We start from the raw sequence: 14,519 nt of genomic DNA, 5'->3' as shown, positions 1-14,519 counted from the left end.
TGTCCTTGTTTTTGCGCCATGCGACTGTCTGCGCAACGGCGACCGGCAGACAATAGAGAGCACACGGTGGAATTTCGCGAGCGCATCCGCAACAGCTTCGGCCGGCAGGCCGCCATGGCCACGATCGGCGCAGAATTGACGCGGGTGGAGCAGGGCTCGGTGGAGATCGAGCTGCCGTTCGATGAGAAGCTGACGCAGCAGCACGGATTTCTGCATGCGGGGATCATTTCGGCGGCGCTCGATGCCGCCGGCACCTACGCTGCCTATTCGGTGATCGATCCCGATGCGTCCATCCTCACCATCGAATTCAAGGTCAACCTGATGTCACCAGGCCGGGGCGAGCGTTTTCTGTTTCGCGGCGAAGTCACCAAGCCCGGCACGACGATCATCGTCTCGGATGGCCGCGGCTACGCGATTTCGCCGGACGGACCGGCCAAGCTGATCGCCTCGATGACCGCAACGATGATGGTGATCCGCGGGCGCGAGGGGATCGAAGGATGACATATGAACTGAAGACGATCGCGGGCCGGACGATCCTCTACGTCATGGCCGTCGATGCCGAATATGGCGTGCATCTGCGCGAGCGCATTTCGCCGCTGATGACCGGCGTCGGCCCGGTCGAAGCGGCGGTGACCTTGACCCGCACGCTTGCTGAGCTCGGCGGCCGTGGCAGCCCGCCCGGCCTTGTCGTCTCGCTCGGCTCTGCGGGCTCCGCCCGGCTGGAACAGGCCGAGGTCTATCAGGCCACATCGGTTGCCTATCGCGACATGGATGCCTCGCCGCTCGGCTTTGAAAAGGGCGCGACGCCGTTTCTCGACCTGCCCGTCACTGTCGATCTGCCCTTGCGCATTCCCGGCGTGAAGACCGCAAGCCTTTCGACCGGCGCCAATATCGTTTCGGGCGCCGCCTATGACGGCATCGCCGCCGACATGGTGGAAATGGAAACCTTCGCCGTCCTTCGCGCCTGCCAGTCCTTCCGCATTCCGCTGATCGGCCTGCGCGGCATTTCCGATGGCAAGGCCGAGCTCAAGCATATCGGCGACTGGACAGAATATCTGCACGTGATCGACGAGAAGCTGGCAAGCGCCGTCGATGCCCTGGAAACAGCCGTCAAAACCGGCGAAATCACGGTTTGAGGCCGCAAAATTGTCCGGGTGCAATGTAATCATTGCGCTTGGAGCCACCTTTAATTAAAGGCTCGGCCTTAGTTCCCCATCACATAAGCCAAGCCACGGAAGCGCGTTATGACAGCGACAGTCCATCCCGATACCGTTCTCATCATCGATTTCGGCAGCCAGGTCACCCAGCTGATCGCACGGCGCGTGCGCGAGACCGGCGTCTATTGCGAGATCGTGCCCTTCCAATCGGCGGAAGAGGGCTTCAAGCGCCTCAATCCGAAGGCGATCATCCTGTCCGGCAGCCCGGCCTCGACGCTCGACATCGGCTCGCCGAGGGCGCCACAGGTCGTGTTCGACAGCGGCCTGCCGGTGCTCGGCATCTGCTACGGCCAGCAGACCATGTGCGAACAGTTGGGCGGCAAGGTTGAAGCCGGCCATCACCGCGAATTCGGCCGCGCCTTCATCGAGATCGACAAGGACTGCGCGATTTTCGACGGCATCTGGACCGTCGGCTCCCGCCACCAGGTCTGGATGAGCCATGGCGACCGCGTCACCGCGATCCCGGATGGCTTCGAAGTCGTCGCCACATCGCCGAACGCGCCGTTCGCCTTCATCGCCAATGAAGCCAAGAAATTCTATGCCGTGCAGTTCCATCCGGAAGTCGTACACACCCCTGATGGCGCCAAGCTGCTTGCCAATTTCGTCCACAAGATCGCCGGTCTGAAGGGCGACTGGTCGATGGCCGCCTATCGCGACAAGGCCGTTGCCAATATCCGCGAACAGGTCGGCGACAAGCGCGTCATCTGCGGCCTCTCCGGTGGCGTCGACAGTTCCGTTGCCGCACTTTTGATCCACGAGGCGGTCGGCGACCAGCTGACCTGCATCCTTGTCGATCACGGCCTGATGCGCAAGAACGAGGCGGCCGATGTGGTCGCCATGTTCAAGGAGCACTACAACCTGCATCTTGTTCATGTCGATGCGTCCGACATGTTCATCAATGCGCTGGAAGGCGAGAGCGATCCGGAAACCAAGCGCAAGACCATCGGCCGCCTGTTCATCGACGTCTTCGAAGCCGAAGCCAAGAAGCTCGGCGGCGCCGATTTCCTCGCCCAGGGCACGCTCTATCCGGATGTGATCGAAAGCGTGTCCTTCACCGGCGGCCCGTCTGTCACCATCAAGTCGCACCACAATGTCGGTGGACTTCCGGCCCGCATGAACATGCAGCTGGTCGAGCCCTTGCGCGAACTGTTCAAGGACGAAGTGCGCATCCTCGGCAAGGAACTGGGTCTTCCCGACAGCTTCATCGGCCGCCACCCGTTCCCGGGTCCGGGCCTTGCCATCCGCTGCCCGGGCGGCATCACCCGCGAAAAGCTGGAGATCCTGCGCGAAGCCGATGCCGTCTATCTCGACGAAATCCGTAAAGCGGGCCTCTACGATGCCATCTGGCAGGCGTTTGCCGTGCTTTTGCCGGTGCAGACCGTCGGCGTGATGGGCGATGGCCGCACCTACGAATTCGTCTGCGCCCTGCGCGCCGTCACCTCCGTCGATGGCATGACGGCGGATTTCTACCACTACGACATGGACTTCCTCGGCCGCGCCGCCACCCGTATCATCAACGAAGTCCGCGGCATCAACCGCGTCGTCTACGACGTGACGTCAAAGCCGCCGGGAACCATCGAGTGGGAATGAGGCAATAGCGGAAATCTGGCCGCGCATGTCGCGGCCAGCGTTATGTTCCCGATCCAGTTGGTTTCAAGCGGGCTGCTGCTGCGTCGTGCAGTGAATTCCACCGCCACCGGCGGCGATGCCGTCAATGTTCAACTGGATGATGTCACGCCCTGGAAACAGATCCCGTAAGGCGTCGCGGGCATTGTTATCGGCTTTCCGGTCGCCGAACTCCGGGGCGATGACGGCGCCGTTGCAAACATAAAAATTGATATAGCCGGCTGCGAAATCCGCATTCTCATAGGCCTTGCGTATGGTTGACGGCCCCGGCATGACCACCACATCCAGCTTATGTCCTTTGACGTCGGTGGATTGCCGCAGGATGTCGAGGTGGCGCTGGGTGACGGCGTGGTCATAGGATTGCGGGTCCAGATCCAGTCCGGCAACGACCACGCCGGGGGTCGCAAACCGCGCATAGAAATCGGTGTGACCATCGGTGATGTCCATACCGGCAATGCCCGGCAGCCAGATGACTTTTCGCACCCCCAGCAGGCGCGAGAGTTCCTGTTCGCATTGCGCCTTGCTGACGCCCGGATTGCGATTGGCGTTGAGCACGCAGCTTTCGGTGATGATGGCGGTTCCTTCACCATCCACCTCGATACCGCCGCCTTCCAGCACCAGATTGGTCTCGATAAACTCCGAGTTAACCGTTTGGGAGATGAAGCCTGCAACTTCGGCATCATCAGCGTGCGCCTGCTTTCCGCCCCAGCCATTGAAATTAAAGCTGACCGCGCCGGACTGCGCGGCCTGATTTTTCACGAAGACCGGCCCTGTATCGCGCATCCACAGATCGTCGATGGGCTGTACCACGAGCGTCACCGAGGAGCCGCACAGGCGCGCCGCGATATCGTATTCCTCCGCGCGCACCAGCATCTTCACCGGTTCGTGCGCTGCAATCGCCTTGGCGATGCTGGCCAGGTTTTCTCTGGCAACGGGAAGCAGCTTTCGGCCCCAGATATCCACGCCCGGACCGAAGGCCATCCACGTTGCCGCATGCGCTGCTCCTTCATCCGGCATCAGCCATGTGCCGTCAGGCGCGGCGGCGGCCGTGTTGACATCATGCGCCAATGCGCCGGTTGCCAGAGCGCCGCCCAGCAGTCCCCGCGTCAACAATTTTCGCCGCGTCATCATCAAGGGCTCCATTTCTGACTGGGTCACTGCGATGTATCACCGGTGAGCGGACCGGGCACGGAATTTCAAACGCGTCAAGCAATGGCAAAAGCGGCTGCGTGCACACCGGCTGCGAAACGGCTGTTCAGGTGTCAAAGCCGTTTGTTCACAAGAGCAGCGACTGCTGCGCCGGTTCCGGTGTGCCGACATGTACGCCTTCCAGTTCTAGCATATGAACCTTGGCAGTCGCGCCACCGGGGGCGGAAAAGCCGCCGACCTTGCCGCCGGCGGCCAGCACGCGGTGGCAGGGAATGATCAGCGGCACCGGGTTCTTCGCCATGGCCTGGCCGACATCGCGGGCGGCCTGCGGTCCGGCGCCGAGCGCCTTGGCCAGCGTGCCATAGGTCGTCGTACGGCCCCAGCCGATGGCGCGCAGCGCCTGGTAGATCTGCCGGAAAAAGTCGTCCTGGTCGTCAAGGTCGAGGGCAACGCTGGAGAAATCGATAATCTCGCCGTCAAAATAGCGTTGCACCGCAGCGATGACCTCGCGGATCGCCGGGGTGGGGTCCCCGCGTTCAGCGTCCGGCACGCGGCGCAGAATGTTGCGTTCCGTGGCCTCGGCGCTGCGTGCCGGCAGCTGGAACCGGGTGATGCCGATCGCGTTCCAGGCAATGCCGCAATAGCCGCCGGCAGTCTCAAAAACATGATAGGTCTGTGCTTTCTCAGCCATCGGTCCGTTCCTTGTCCAACTCCCGCGCCAATGCGTGGGGTCAAAATACGCCTCTGTTTGTCACGCTGCCACGCTCATGCGCTTGCGTTCCAGTGCCAGCAGATATCGCTTGGCCTCCAGCCCGCCGGCAAAACCGTGCAACTGCCCGTCCGATCCGATCGCGCGGTGGCAGGGGACGATGATCGATACCGGGTTTCTGCCGTTTGCCGCCCCCATCGCGCGATAGGCTTTGGGGTGCCCGATCTGCCGGGCAATGGCGGCATAGGTCCGGGTTTCGCCAAACGGGATCGTCAACAGCGCCTGCCAGACCGCCTTCTGGAATGCGGTACCGGTGAGATCCAGCCGGATGCTGAATTCCGTGCGCTCGCCCGCAAAATATTCCGCCAGCTGCCGTTCGGTTTCGAGCAGGATCGGATGGTTGGCGCTTTCCACGCGTTCGCCAAGCCTGACGCGGTTGGGCGCGTCGTTCTCCCACAAAATGGCAGCCAGCCCGTCGCCGCGGGTAACCAGCTCCAGTGCCCCGACCGGCGAGGCGATGATTTTGGAAACAGTGATCATGGTTCGAGTTTCGCTCAGTTTTACCGATCCCGCCACCCGATTCTTGCGTCGGAAGGGGTGGATCGAACGCCGTATCCGCTTGGCTGGGGCAGGCTCGATTTGACGCAACGTCCAACCCATCCATTTCACGATCGTGGGAATAAATTCACAATGTTCATGTTTTGTTCTTGATCAAATATCCGACTCGAATATACTGGTGGCATCCAGAAAGAGATGAGGTCTGCCATGCTTGGAAAAGCCGAGGTTTTGCGCATTGAACAGCAGTCATTTTTACGCGGTCGGGCGGGCAGCACGGTGCCGGTCCAGCCCCAGCAGAAATATGCTGATGATCATGGAAAGAGCAATCTGTTCCTGGCCCTCGTGCCGGAGCGGGAGGTGGCTTTGCAAGCTGTCGAGACCGGCAGGGAGATTGCGCGGCGCTACGGCCTGTCGAAAAGTCCACGCCCGTATGAGCGCATGCATGTCTCGCTGAATGCCATCGGCACATATCCGGATTTCCCCGATGATATCGTCTTCGCCGTCTCCGCAGCCATGGCCACCGTCAAGGCAGCCCCTTTCGAGGTCAATTTCGATCGCGCCATGTCCGTCACCAATGCCAGGGCTGTCATCCTTGCCAATGCGATCCGCAGCGAAGAGATGATGGATCTGCATGTGCAGCTTGCCAAGGAAATGTGGGGTGTCGGCCTGAATTTCACCTACAATCCGCGTTTCATGCCGCACATGACGGTTCTCTATGACGACGTGCCGGTGCCCGAGCACTTGCTTGCAGAACCCGTCCGCTGGATTGCGCGGGAATTCGTGCTGATCCGCAGCGTCATCGGCAATAGCGAATATGAATATCTCGATCGCTGGCCATTGCTGGATTGACGGGATCGGGCCCGGAGCAACCGGCGTGCGGACACCGCGCGCCGGTTGCGTCTGTTTCTGTGTGCCGGGGCCGATCCACAGCACAAAGCAAGCCGCAAATTTTGGCATCTTGCGCCCGCCTGCAGCAAGCCGCATAAGCCCTTGAAACGATAAAAGGGAGGATGGTCATGGATATTTCTGAAATCGTCATCAAGGGCGATACGCCGGGTGTCGAATGGCGGCTGCCGGTCATCCGGTTCAAGGGCAGCGACGCCAAGGCGCCGAAAATCTATATCCAGGCAGCGTTGCATGCCAATGAGCTTCCGGGCACGGCTCTCCTGCATTTTCTATGCGAAAAGCTGCGGCAGGCCGATGCCGATGGGAAAATTTTCAGCGATATCACCATCGTTCCGCAGGCCAATCCGATCGGCACGGCGCAATCGCATTTCGGCGAATTGCAGGGCCGGTTCGATCTGGGCTCGCGCACCAATTTCAACCGCGAATTTCCGCTGATCGGGCTGTCCGAGCGCGAAACGCTGATCGACGATCTCGAGCGTTATCCGGTGGTGGAACAGCTGAAGCGGCAGTTGCTGCATATGGCGCTCAGTGCCGATCTGATGCTCGACCTGCATTGCGATGATGAATCCGTGCAATATACCTATGTCGATGAGGCCTTCTGGCCGGAAGCCGCCGATCTGGCATCGGCGCTCGACATGGAAGCCGTGTTTCTCGCCGATGGCGAAAGCAGCGCGTTTGAGGAATCGGTCGGCTATGCCTGGAAGCATGAAACGGCCGAAAAGGCCAAGCGGCTGCCGGGCCGGCTGGCCGTCACCGTCGAGCTTCGTGGCACGCGCGATGTCTATCCGGACATGGCCCGCAAGGATGCCGAAGGGCTCTGGCGCTTTCTGGTGGTGCGCGGCGCGGTGGGCGGCGCGGCCGCAACGATCGAGCCCTATCGCGGCAAGGTAACGCCGCTCGACAATATCGAGATGATCCGCGCGCCGCAGGCCGGCGCCGTGCTGTTTCATCGCGACATCGGCGATACCGTCGCTGCCGGTGATCTGCTGGCGACGATCATCACCGCACCGGGCATGGAGGGTGGCGCGATCGATATCCATGCGCCGCAGGCAGGGCTGGTCGCCACGCGCACCTCGCAACGCTTTGCCCGCCGCCGCGACAACCTGATGAAGATCGCCTGCGACGAGCCCACCAAGGCGGTGCGCAAGCCCGGCGCGCTCGAAGCCTGAGCGGCGGTCTTCTGGCGGCGCTGTGCCTCCCGGTGTGACGTGCCCGGCCTGAGATGAATAACGTGGACAATCGCCGCCTTGCTGGCGGTTGTCATAATCCCTTTATGGAATTGCGTTCTTTAGCCGCGAGCCAACCCGGACCTGGTCCACTGTGGCACGCAGGAGAGCGCGCATGCCCATCTATGATCTCGCCATTGCCGGTGCCGGTATCGTCGGCCTGGCGCACGCGCATGCGGCGGCCAAGCGCGGCAAGCGCGTCGTTGTCATCGACCGCGATGCGCAGGCCAATGGCGCTTCGGTGCGCAATTTCGGTTTCGTCACCGTCACGGGCCAGGAGGCCGGCGATTGCTGGACCATGGCGCGGCAGTCGCAGGATATCTGGGCAGAGGTGGCGGAAAAAGCCGGCATCGCCATCGTTCAGCGCGGCATGGTGCTCGCCTCCCGGTTCGACGAATCCGAAGCGGTGATCGATGCTTTCCTGCGCACCGAGATGGCCGATGGCTGCGAAAGGCTGACGGCGCGCCAGGCGCAGGCGCATGTCGCCTGCCTGCGCACCGACGCCGCCCGCGTCTCGCTCTACAGCCCGCACGAAATCCGCGTCGAATCCCGCACGGCGATCCCGCTGCTCGCCCGGTTTCTGGAAGAGCAGCTCGGCGTTACCTTTCTGCGCAACACCACCGTCACTGCAGTCGAACCGCCGCGCGTGGAAACGGCGGATGGTGTCATCGAGGCCGAAACCGCGATCGTTTGCCCGGGCGACGATTTCACCGGGCTTTTTGCCGAGCGCATCGCGGCCTACAATGTCACCCGCTGCAAGCTGCAGATGCTGAGGCTGCGGCCGCAACAGCCGGTCCGGTTCAACACGGCCGTCATGTCCGATCTCGGGCTTGGCCGCTATCTCGGCTATGCCGGCTTGCCCGAGGCCGCGCCGCTGAAACAGCGCCTGGATGCCGATTTGCAGGCGGAACGCGGCAATGGCATTCATCTGATCGTCACCCAGTCGGCCGATGGCTCGCTGGTGGTCGGCGATAGCCATCACTATGCCAAAACCCCTGATCCGTTTGCCTCGGATGCGGTCGATGATCTCATCCTTGGCGAATTCGACCGGGTGCTTGATCTGCCGGGACGGGTGATTGCCGAGCGCTGGCTGGGCACCTATGCCTCGGCGCCGGATCGCTGGCGTTTTACCGACAGGCCGTCCGACAATGTGCGCATTGTCGTCGTTACCGCCGGATGCGGCGCCTCGACGGCGTTCGGGATCGGCGAGGAAACCATCAACGAACTCTATGGGAGTGCCGCATGAGCAAGTTCAAGGCCGTGATTTTCGATTGGGCCGGCACCGTCATCGACTTCGGGTCCTTCGCCCCGATGGGCGCCTTTGTGGAAACCTTTGGCAAATTCGGCGTGCATGTGACCATCGAAGACGCGCGCAAGCCGATGGGGCTGCCCAAGCGCGCGCATATCAGCGCCATGCTGGCCGAGCCGCATATTTCGGCGCGCTGGGCATCCGCGCAAGGGGCAGCACCCGATGAAGGCGCCATCGACAAGGTCTATGACCTCTTCGTGCCGCTCAACGAAGAGGTGGTCAGCGACTATTGCACGCTGGTGCCCGGCACGCTCGAAACGGTCGCCTATCTGCGCGCCAAGGGCATGCGGATCGGCTCGACGACCGGCTATACGCGTTCGATCATGGAGCGGGTGCTGCCGCTGGCGGCCGAGCAGGGCTTTGCGCCGGAAAACCTGATTTGTGCCGATGATCTGCCGCTCGGGCGCCCGACGCCGATCGGCATGTACAAGTGCTTCCTCGACCTGATGGTCTATCCGGCCGGCGCCGTGATCAAGGTCGATGACACCGAGCCGGGCATTGCCGAGGGCGTGGCCGCCGGCTGCATCACGGTGGGGCTGACGCTCTCGGGCAACGAGGCAGGCCTGACCGTGGCGGAGCTTGACGCGCTGTCGCCCAATGAACGTTCGGCCCTGCATGAAAAGGTCGGCGCCAAGCTCAAGGCCGCCGGTGCCGATCACGTCATCGAAACCGTGGCCGGACTGCCGCAACTGATCGACATGCTGGAGCGCTGATCTTCCGGCATTCTCAGCAAGATATCTTCATGCTATCCCGCATACCGGCAAAAGGGATTGAGCATGAGCGTGACCATCTACGGCATCAAGAATTGCGACACGATGAAGAAGGCGCGGACCTGGCTGGAAGGCCAGGGGATCGCCTATGATTTCCATGACTACAAAGCATCCGGCATTGCCCGCCATACGCTGCAGCGCTGGACGGCAGCGCTCGGCTGGGAGACGGTTCTGAACCGCTCCGGCACGACATTCCGCGCGCTTGGTGATGCTGAGAAACAGGATCTCAACGAAGACAAGGCCATCGCCCTGATGCTCGCCCAGACCTCGATGATCAAACGGCCGATATTGGATCATGACGGGAAACTGACGGCTGGCTTCAAGCCGGAGATTTATACGGCGTTGTTTTGAAAGCAGATTTCGATTCGAATTCTGATGGCGGAGTTTTGAGATGAGCACATTAACGATAAGGCTGCCGAATGATCAGCATGAGCGTTTGAAGGCTCTGGCGTCTGCGCGCGGCACGAGTCTTAACAAGCTCTTCGAAGAGTTTTCCACCAAGGCGATAGCCGAATTCGATTCTGAGACGCGATTCCGGTTGAGGGCAGAGCGTGGGAACAGGGAGCGAGGCCTGGAACTCCTGGATCGGCTTGATCGCGACCACCAACGCTGACATTCTCCTTGTTGTAACCGGCGGAAAACCATGTCGAAGAGCACCCGTGCAACGCTTGCGCTGACAAAAGCTGCGGCCGCCTTTACCGTTCATACCTATGATTACGATCCCTCTGCCGACCGGATCGGCATGGCGGCGGCCGAGGCGCCGGGGAGGAGCCGCGCCGTGTGTTGAAGACGCTGATGGCGGAGGTCGATGGCAGGCCGGTCTGCGTGGTGGTTCCGTCCGACCGCAAAGTGAGCATGAAGAAGCTGGCGGCGGCGTTTCAGGGAAAATCGGCCCAGATGATGAAACCGGCCGAGGCCGAGCGGCTGACCGGCTATCATGTCGGCGGTATCAGCCCGTTCGGGCAGAGGAAACAGGTGCCGACGGCGATCGAGGAACAGGCATTTGCCGAGCCGCTGGTCTATATCAATGGCGGCCAGCGCGGCCTGCAAGTGCGATTGGCCCCCGACGATGCCCGCAAGGCGCTGAATTCCGTTGCCGCGTCCTTGATTGCCTGAGAGATCCATGATGTCCGAGATGACCGCGACGCTTTCGATCCTTGAACCCTATCCCGGCATCTTCGCCTATTATGACGGGCGCGTGAGAGGCAAGCGGCTGCATGCCGAAGGGCCGAACTGGCTGGACGACGGCGCCTACTCGCTGGGTGTGGCCTCCTATGCCATCGTCGATGGCGCTGAAGCTGTGGTTTACGATACCCATATCTCGCTGGAACACGCGCGCGCGATCCGCGCACATCTCGAAAGCCTCGGCGTCCGCACAATCCGCGTCGTGCTCAGCCACTGGCACAAGGACCATATTGCCGGGAATGCCGTCTTTGCCGACTGCGAGATTATCGCCCTTGCTTTGACGGCGCAGAAGCTGGAGGAGAACCGCAGCAGGATTGAAGCGGCCAACCCGCCGATTGCGCCGCTGGTCATGCCGACGCGGCTGTTTGAGGAAACACTGGAACTCTTTGTCGGCCGCCGCCGCATCGAACTGCATCATTTCGCGGTTCACAGCTCGGACGGCAACGTCATCTGGTTACCCGACGAAAAAGTGCTGCTCGCCGGGGACACGCTGGAAGATACCGTCACTTACATTGCCGAGCCCGGCCAGATCAGCACGCATATCGCCGAGCTGCGGCGCATGCGGGAATGGCCGATCAAAAAAATCCTTCCGAGCCACGGTGACAAGGCCCGGATTGCCGAAGGTGGATATGCGCCGGCGCTGATCGACGCGAACCGGAATTATCTGGAGCGCCTGTCCGCCGCAATTGCGCAGGGCGAAACCGTGATCCCGCCCCTGACGGATTTCGCCGCCGCCGATATCGCGTCGGGCGCTCTCGTCTATTTCGAGCCCTATGAAACGGTTCATCACAGCAATATCGCGGCCGTGACGGCCGCCATGCGATGAGACCTGCCAGCGCAAATGCACCTTCAAATTCGCCGCAAAGCGCTCTAAGTCTAACCCTGATGTAAATTCAGCAGACAGGCACTCCCATGACCTCTTCCACGCACCAAGCCGTCGATCCCGTCAAACTGGACAAGCTCGCCGAAGTCGCCATCAAGGTGGGTTTGCGGCTCGAGCGCGGCCAGGATCTCCTGATCACGGCGCCGATCGCCGCCCTGCCGCTGGTGCGGCTGATCACCAAACACGCCTATATTGCCGGGGCCGGTCTGGTGACGACGTTCTATTCCGATGAGGAAACGACGCTCGCCCGCTACGCCCACGCCCCCGACGAGAGCTTCGACAAGGCCAGCGGCTGGCTTTACGACGGCATGGCCAAGGCCTTTGCCGGCAATACCGCCCGCCTTGCCATATCCGGCGACAACCCGATGATGCTGGCAGCGCAGGACCCGGCCAAGGTGGCCCGCGCCAACAAGGCGATGTCGATGGCCTACAAGCCGGCGCTGGAGAAGATCTCCAATTTCGACATCAACTGGAACATCATTTCCTATCCGAACGCCGCCTGGGCGCGGCAGATGTTTCCGGATGATGCCGAGCAGGTTGCCGTCGAAAAGCTGGCCAATGCCATCTTTGCCGCCTCCCGCGTCGATGTCGCCGACCCCATTGCCGCCTGGGCCGAGCATAATGCCAATCTTGCCAAGCGTTCCGCATGGCTGAACGGCGAACGCTTCTCGGCGCTGCATTTCACAGGACCGGGCACGGACCTGACCGTCGGGCTGGCCGATGGCCATGAATGGCACGGCGGTGCATCGACCGCAAAGAACGGCATCACCTGCAATCCCAACATTCCGACCGAGGAGGTCTTCACCACGCCGCATGCGCTGCGCGTCGAAGGCCATGTGTCGAGCACCAAGCCGCTGTCGCATCAGGGCACGCTGATCGACAATATCCAGGTTCGTTTCGAGGCCGGCCGTATCGTCGAGGCCAAGGCCTCGAAGGGTGAGGAAGTGCTGAACAAGGTGCTGGATACGGACGAGGGCGCACGGCGTCTCGGCGAAGTGGCGCTGGTGCCGCATTCCTCGCCGATCTCGGCCAGCGGCGTCCTGTTTTACAACACGCTGTTTGACGAGAATGCCTCCTGCCATATCGCGCTTGGGCAATGCTATTCGAAATGCTTCCTCGACGGCGCCTCGCTGACGCAGGAGCAGATCACGGCGCAGGGCGGCAATTCCAGCCTGATCCATATCGACTGGATGATCGGTTCCGGCGAGGTCGATATCGATGGTGTGCGTCCCGATGGCGCCAAGGTTCCCGTCATGCGCAAGGGCGAGTGGGCTTGACCACGCTCGGCGTCATCGGCGGCACAGGCTGGCTAGGCGGCGCTCTGCTTCGCCCGGCCCTTGCCAGGGGCTTCATCGCCCCCACAGATCTCATCCTGTCGTCGCGCAGCGGCAGGACGGCAGGGTTCGAGGCCTGGCCGCATATCCGGTTCACCACCGACAACCGTTCGCTGGCGGCGCAGTCGGATATCGTCATTCTGTCGGTGCGGCCGGAGGATATTGATGCGCTGGAACTCGATCTTTCCGGCAAGCTGGTGATGTCCGTCATGGCCCGGCTGCCTGCGGCGGCGCTTCGAAAGCGCTTCAAAAGCGGCCGCATCATCCGCGCCATGCCGAATGCCTGTGCTGAGCAGGGGCTGTCCTTCACCCCCTGGCATGCAACGGACGAAACAACGGCCGCAGACGCGGATTTTGCGGACGGCTTCTTTGCCTGCTCCGGAAAGACGGCGAAGCTTTCGACGGAAAGCGAGCTTGATTATTTCACGGCCCTGACCGGCTCCGGCCCGGCTTTCATCGCCGCCTTTGCCGATGTCATGGTCCGTGACGCCATCGCCCATGGCGTTGCGCCCGATAATGCCGACATCGCCGTTCGCCAGCTCTTTCTGGGCGCCGGAGCGTGGATGGCCGATGCGCCGGAGACACCGGCGGATACGGTGCGGATCTTCACCGATTATGGCGGAACCACCGCCGCCGGCCTGACGGCGATGCTCTCGGCCGATATTGCCGGGCCGATCTGCAAGGGGCTAGCGGCTGCGGCGGAGAAGGCCGCTAAAGGCTAACGGTTTTCGCCGGGACCGTTGCTGCGGCGCGCGGTGCCATCTGCGCCCGCTGGCCGAGCCACACGCTCGTGAGCACTGCGGCCATGCCGGCGATCTGCAGCGGCGTCAGGTTCTGGTTCAACACGCCCCAGCCGAGCAGGGTTGCCACCAGCGGGCTGAGAAAGCCGAGCGAGGCGACGGCTGCAGGGTCAAGTCTGGACAGGCCGCGAAACCACAAAAGATAGGTGAAGGCGGCGCCGATCAGGCCGAGCCAGGCCATGCCCAGCACATTGGCCATGGTCGGCACCGGCAGAGCTGGCTCAAACAAAAGCGCCACCGGCAACAGCAACAGGCCGCCGGCGGTCAGCTGCCAGGCGGTGAAGGTGAGGCTCGAGACGGGCGGTGCCCAGCGGCGCGTCAGCACCGTGCCGAACGCCATGGAGACTGCACCTGCGAGCCCTGCGGCAATGCCGATCGGATCGAGTGCCGCTCCGGGCGTCAGCACCAGCAGGCCGACACCGGCCATGCCGACAATACCGGCGGCGATTGCCTGCGCCCTCACCGGCGAGCCGATCAACAGGCGGGCCAGCATGACGACGATCAACGGCTGGATCGCGCCGACAGTTGCCGCGACCCCGCCCGGCAGGCGATAGGCCGAAATGAACAGCATCGCCCAGAAGAACGAGAAATTGAGCGCGCCCAGAATGAAGCTGCGCGCCCACCAGATGCCCTGTGGCAACTGCCGGACGATCAGAAGCAGGATAAGGCCGGCAGGTAAGGCGCGCAGCATGGCGACGGTGAGGGGATAACCGTGCGGCAGGAATTCGGTCGTGACCACATAGGTGCTGCCCCAGATGGCGGGCGCTATCGCGGTCAGGCCGATATCCGCGAGGGAACTGGATTTTATCTTCATTTAAAGTATCTCTATTTCAAGATAAATCAATGT

16 protein-coding genes and 1 pseudogene are annotated in these 14,519 nt (G+C 62.1%); 12 read left to right on the top strand and 5 right to left on the bottom strand.

What is annotated here, in order from left to right; genetic code table 11:
• The first annotated feature begins 18 nt into the window (after nucleotides 1–18).
• From PYR65_RS20940 to guaA, 3 genes are all read left to right on the top strand, one after another.
• Nucleotides 19–501 (top strand): PaaI family thioesterase, encoded by a 483-nt coding sequence (locus PYR65_RS20940; RefSeq protein ID WP_276119363.1) that lies wholly within the window; start codon nucleotides 19–21, stop codon nucleotides 499–501.
• Nucleotides 498–1,136, top strand: coding sequence for a 5'-methylthioadenosine/S-adenosylhomocysteine nucleosidase (locus tag PYR65_RS20935; protein ID WP_276119362.1), 639 nt, complete (start codon nucleotides 498–500; stop codon nucleotides 1,134–1,136). Before PYR65_RS20940 ends, PYR65_RS20935 begins: the two co-directional genes overlap by 4 nt.
• A gap of 108 nt (nucleotides 1,137–1,244) precedes the next feature.
• Nucleotides 1,245–2,807, top strand: coding sequence for a glutamine-hydrolyzing GMP synthase (gene guaA / locus PYR65_RS20930; RefSeq protein WP_060638078.1), 1,563 nt, complete (start codon nucleotides 1,245–1,247; stop codon nucleotides 2,805–2,807).
• 63 nt (nucleotides 2,808–2,870) lie between these two features.
• Here the strand turns inward: guaA and PYR65_RS20925 are convergent, their stop codons facing one another.
• The 3 genes from PYR65_RS20925 to PYR65_RS20915 all read right to left on the bottom strand — a co-directional run bounded on the left by PYR65_RS20925 (nucleotide 2,871) and on the right by PYR65_RS20915 (nucleotide 5,241).
• Nucleotides 2,871–3,974 (bottom strand): agmatine deiminase family protein, encoded by a 1,104-nt coding sequence (locus PYR65_RS20925; RefSeq protein ID WP_276119361.1) that lies wholly within the window; start codon nucleotides 3,972–3,974, stop codon nucleotides 2,871–2,873.
• Nucleotides 3,975–4,119: 145 nt separating this feature from the next.
• The gene (locus tag PYR65_RS20920) at nucleotides 4,120–4,683 is read right to left on the bottom strand and encodes a methylated-DNA--[protein]-cysteine S-methyltransferase (protein ID WP_276119360.1); all 564 of its coding nucleotides are present in this window, start codon (nucleotides 4,681–4,683) and stop codon (nucleotides 4,120–4,122) included.
• 60 nt (nucleotides 4,684–4,743) lie between these two features.
• Nucleotides 4,744–5,241: a methylated-DNA--[protein]-cysteine S-methyltransferase gene (locus tag PYR65_RS20915; protein ID WP_276119359.1), complete on the bottom strand. Its 498-nt coding sequence runs from the start codon at nucleotides 5,239–5,241 to the stop codon at nucleotides 4,744–4,746.
• 375 nt (nucleotides 5,242–5,616) lie between these two features.
• Between PYR65_RS20915 and PYR65_RS20910 the strand changes: the two genes are divergently transcribed.
• The 5 genes from PYR65_RS20910 to PYR65_RS20890 all read left to right on the top strand — a co-directional run bounded on the left by PYR65_RS20910 (nucleotide 5,617) and on the right by PYR65_RS20890 (nucleotide 9,821).
• Nucleotides 5,617–6,108, top strand: coding sequence for a 2'-5' RNA ligase family protein (locus tag PYR65_RS20910; protein WP_276119358.1), 492 nt, complete (start codon nucleotides 5,617–5,619; stop codon nucleotides 6,106–6,108).
• Nucleotides 6,109–6,275: 167 nt separating this feature from the next.
• Nucleotides 6,276–7,334, top strand: coding sequence for a M14 family zinc carboxypeptidase (locus PYR65_RS20905; protein ID WP_276119357.1), 1,059 nt, complete (start codon nucleotides 6,276–6,278; stop codon nucleotides 7,332–7,334).
• 172 nt (nucleotides 7,335–7,506) lie between these two features.
• Nucleotides 7,507–8,637, top strand: a complete 1,131-nt coding sequence (locus PYR65_RS20900) for a TIGR03364 family FAD-dependent oxidoreductase (RefSeq protein WP_276119356.1) — start codon at nucleotides 7,507–7,509, stop codon at nucleotides 8,635–8,637.
• Nucleotides 8,634–9,413: a phosphonoacetaldehyde hydrolase gene (phnX, locus tag PYR65_RS20895; protein WP_276119355.1), complete on the top strand. Its 780-nt coding sequence runs from the start codon at nucleotides 8,634–8,636 to the stop codon at nucleotides 9,411–9,413. Before PYR65_RS20900 ends, phnX begins: the two co-directional genes overlap by 4 nt.
• Before the next feature lie 63 nt (nucleotides 9,414–9,476).
• Nucleotides 9,477–9,821, top strand: a complete 345-nt coding sequence (locus PYR65_RS20890; protein ID WP_276119354.1) for an ArsC family reductase — start codon at nucleotides 9,477–9,479, stop codon at nucleotides 9,819–9,821.
• A gap of 49 nt (nucleotides 9,822–9,870) precedes the next feature.
• Here PYR65_RS20890 and PYR65_RS30485 read toward each other — a convergent pair whose 3' ends face one another.
• Nucleotides 9,871–10,077, bottom strand: a complete 207-nt coding sequence (locus PYR65_RS30485; RefSeq protein ID WP_328518493.1) for a hypothetical protein — start codon at nucleotides 10,075–10,077, stop codon at nucleotides 9,871–9,873.
• 36 nt (nucleotides 10,078–10,113) lie between these two features.
• Between PYR65_RS30485 and ybaK the strand changes: the two are divergent.
• The 4 genes and pseudogenes from ybaK (at nucleotide 10,114) to PYR65_RS20865 (ending at nucleotide 13,594) form a co-directional block, all read left to right on the top strand.
• Nucleotides 10,114–10,586 (top strand): annotated as a pseudogene (ybaK, locus tag PYR65_RS20880) (Cys-tRNA(Pro) deacylase).
• Between the two features lie 10 nt (nucleotides 10,587–10,596).
• Entirely contained in the window at nucleotides 10,597–11,481 is an 885-nt protein-coding gene (locus PYR65_RS20875) for an MBL fold metallo-hydrolase (RefSeq protein WP_276121123.1), read from the top strand.
• Nucleotides 11,482–11,567: 86 nt separating this feature from the next.
• Nucleotides 11,568–12,815, top strand: a complete 1,248-nt coding sequence (locus tag PYR65_RS20870) for an aminopeptidase (RefSeq protein ID WP_276119352.1) — start codon at nucleotides 11,568–11,570, stop codon at nucleotides 12,813–12,815.
• Complete coding sequence (locus PYR65_RS20865) at nucleotides 12,812–13,594, top strand: pyrroline-5-carboxylate reductase family protein (RefSeq protein WP_276119351.1); 783 nt, start codon at nucleotides 12,812–12,814, stop codon at nucleotides 13,592–13,594. The genes PYR65_RS20870 and PYR65_RS20865 overlap by 4 nt, the downstream gene beginning before the upstream one ends.
• Here PYR65_RS20865 and PYR65_RS20860 read toward each other — a convergent pair.
• A complete protein-coding gene (locus PYR65_RS20860; protein WP_276119350.1) occupies nucleotides 13,584–14,486 on the bottom strand; it encodes an EamA family transporter in 903 nt (300 codons plus the stop codon). The two genes, PYR65_RS20865 and PYR65_RS20860, sit on opposite strands and share 11 nt — an antisense overlap.
• Nucleotides 14,487–14,519: the final 33 nt, after the last annotated feature.

The sequence above is a fragment of the Pararhizobium qamdonense genome (genome assembly GCF_029277445.1).
Taxonomy (GTDB): domain Bacteria; phylum Pseudomonadota; class Alphaproteobacteria; order Rhizobiales; family Rhizobiaceae; genus Pararhizobium; species Pararhizobium qamdonense.
The sequence above is the reverse complement of the archived record's forward strand: the minus strand, read 5'-3'. Positions and strand labels throughout refer to the sequence as shown.

What these genes read in the sequence shown, in the direction of transcription:
- PYR65_RS20940 (WP_276119363.1), top strand. Translation starts at nt 19, where the DNA reads ATGCGACTGTCTGCGCAACGGCGACCGGCAGACAATAGAGAGCACACG.
- PYR65_RS20935 (WP_276119362.1), top strand. Translation starts at nt 498, where the DNA reads ATGACATATGAACTGAAGACGATCGCGGGCCGGACGATCCTCTACGTC.
- guaA (WP_060638078.1), top strand. Translation starts at nt 1,245, where the DNA reads ATGACAGCGACAGTCCATCCCGATACCGTTCTCATCATCGATTTCGGC.
- PYR65_RS20925 (WP_276119361.1), bottom strand. Translation starts at nt 3,974, where the DNA reads ATGATGACGCGGCGAAAATTGTTGACGCGGGGACTGCTGGGCGGCGCT.
- PYR65_RS20920 (WP_276119360.1), bottom strand. Translation starts at nt 4,683, where the DNA reads ATGGCTGAGAAAGCACAGACCTATCATGTTTTTGAGACTGCCGGCGGC.
- PYR65_RS20915 (WP_276119359.1), bottom strand. Translation starts at nt 5,241, where the DNA reads ATGATCACTGTTTCCAAAATCATCGCCTCGCCGGTCGGGGCACTGGAG.
- PYR65_RS20905 (WP_276119357.1), top strand. Translation starts at nt 6,276, where the DNA reads ATGGATATTTCTGAAATCGTCATCAAGGGCGATACGCCGGGTGTCGAA.
- PYR65_RS20900 (WP_276119356.1), top strand. Translation starts at nt 7,507, where the DNA reads ATGCCCATCTATGATCTCGCCATTGCCGGTGCCGGTATCGTCGGCCTG.
- phnX (WP_276119355.1), top strand. Translation starts at nt 8,634, where the DNA reads ATGAGCAAGTTCAAGGCCGTGATTTTCGATTGGGCCGGCACCGTCATC.
- PYR65_RS20890 (WP_276119354.1), top strand. Translation starts at nt 9,477, where the DNA reads ATGAGCGTGACCATCTACGGCATCAAGAATTGCGACACGATGAAGAAG.
- PYR65_RS20875 (WP_276121123.1), top strand. Translation starts at nt 10,597, where the DNA reads ATGTCCGAGATGACCGCGACGCTTTCGATCCTTGAACCCTATCCCGGC.
- PYR65_RS20870 (WP_276119352.1), top strand. Translation starts at nt 11,568, where the DNA reads ATGACCTCTTCCACGCACCAAGCCGTCGATCCCGTCAAACTGGACAAG.
- PYR65_RS20860 (WP_276119350.1), bottom strand. Translation starts at nt 14,486, where the DNA reads ATGAAGATAAAATCCAGTTCCCTCGCGGATATCGGCCTGACCGCGATA.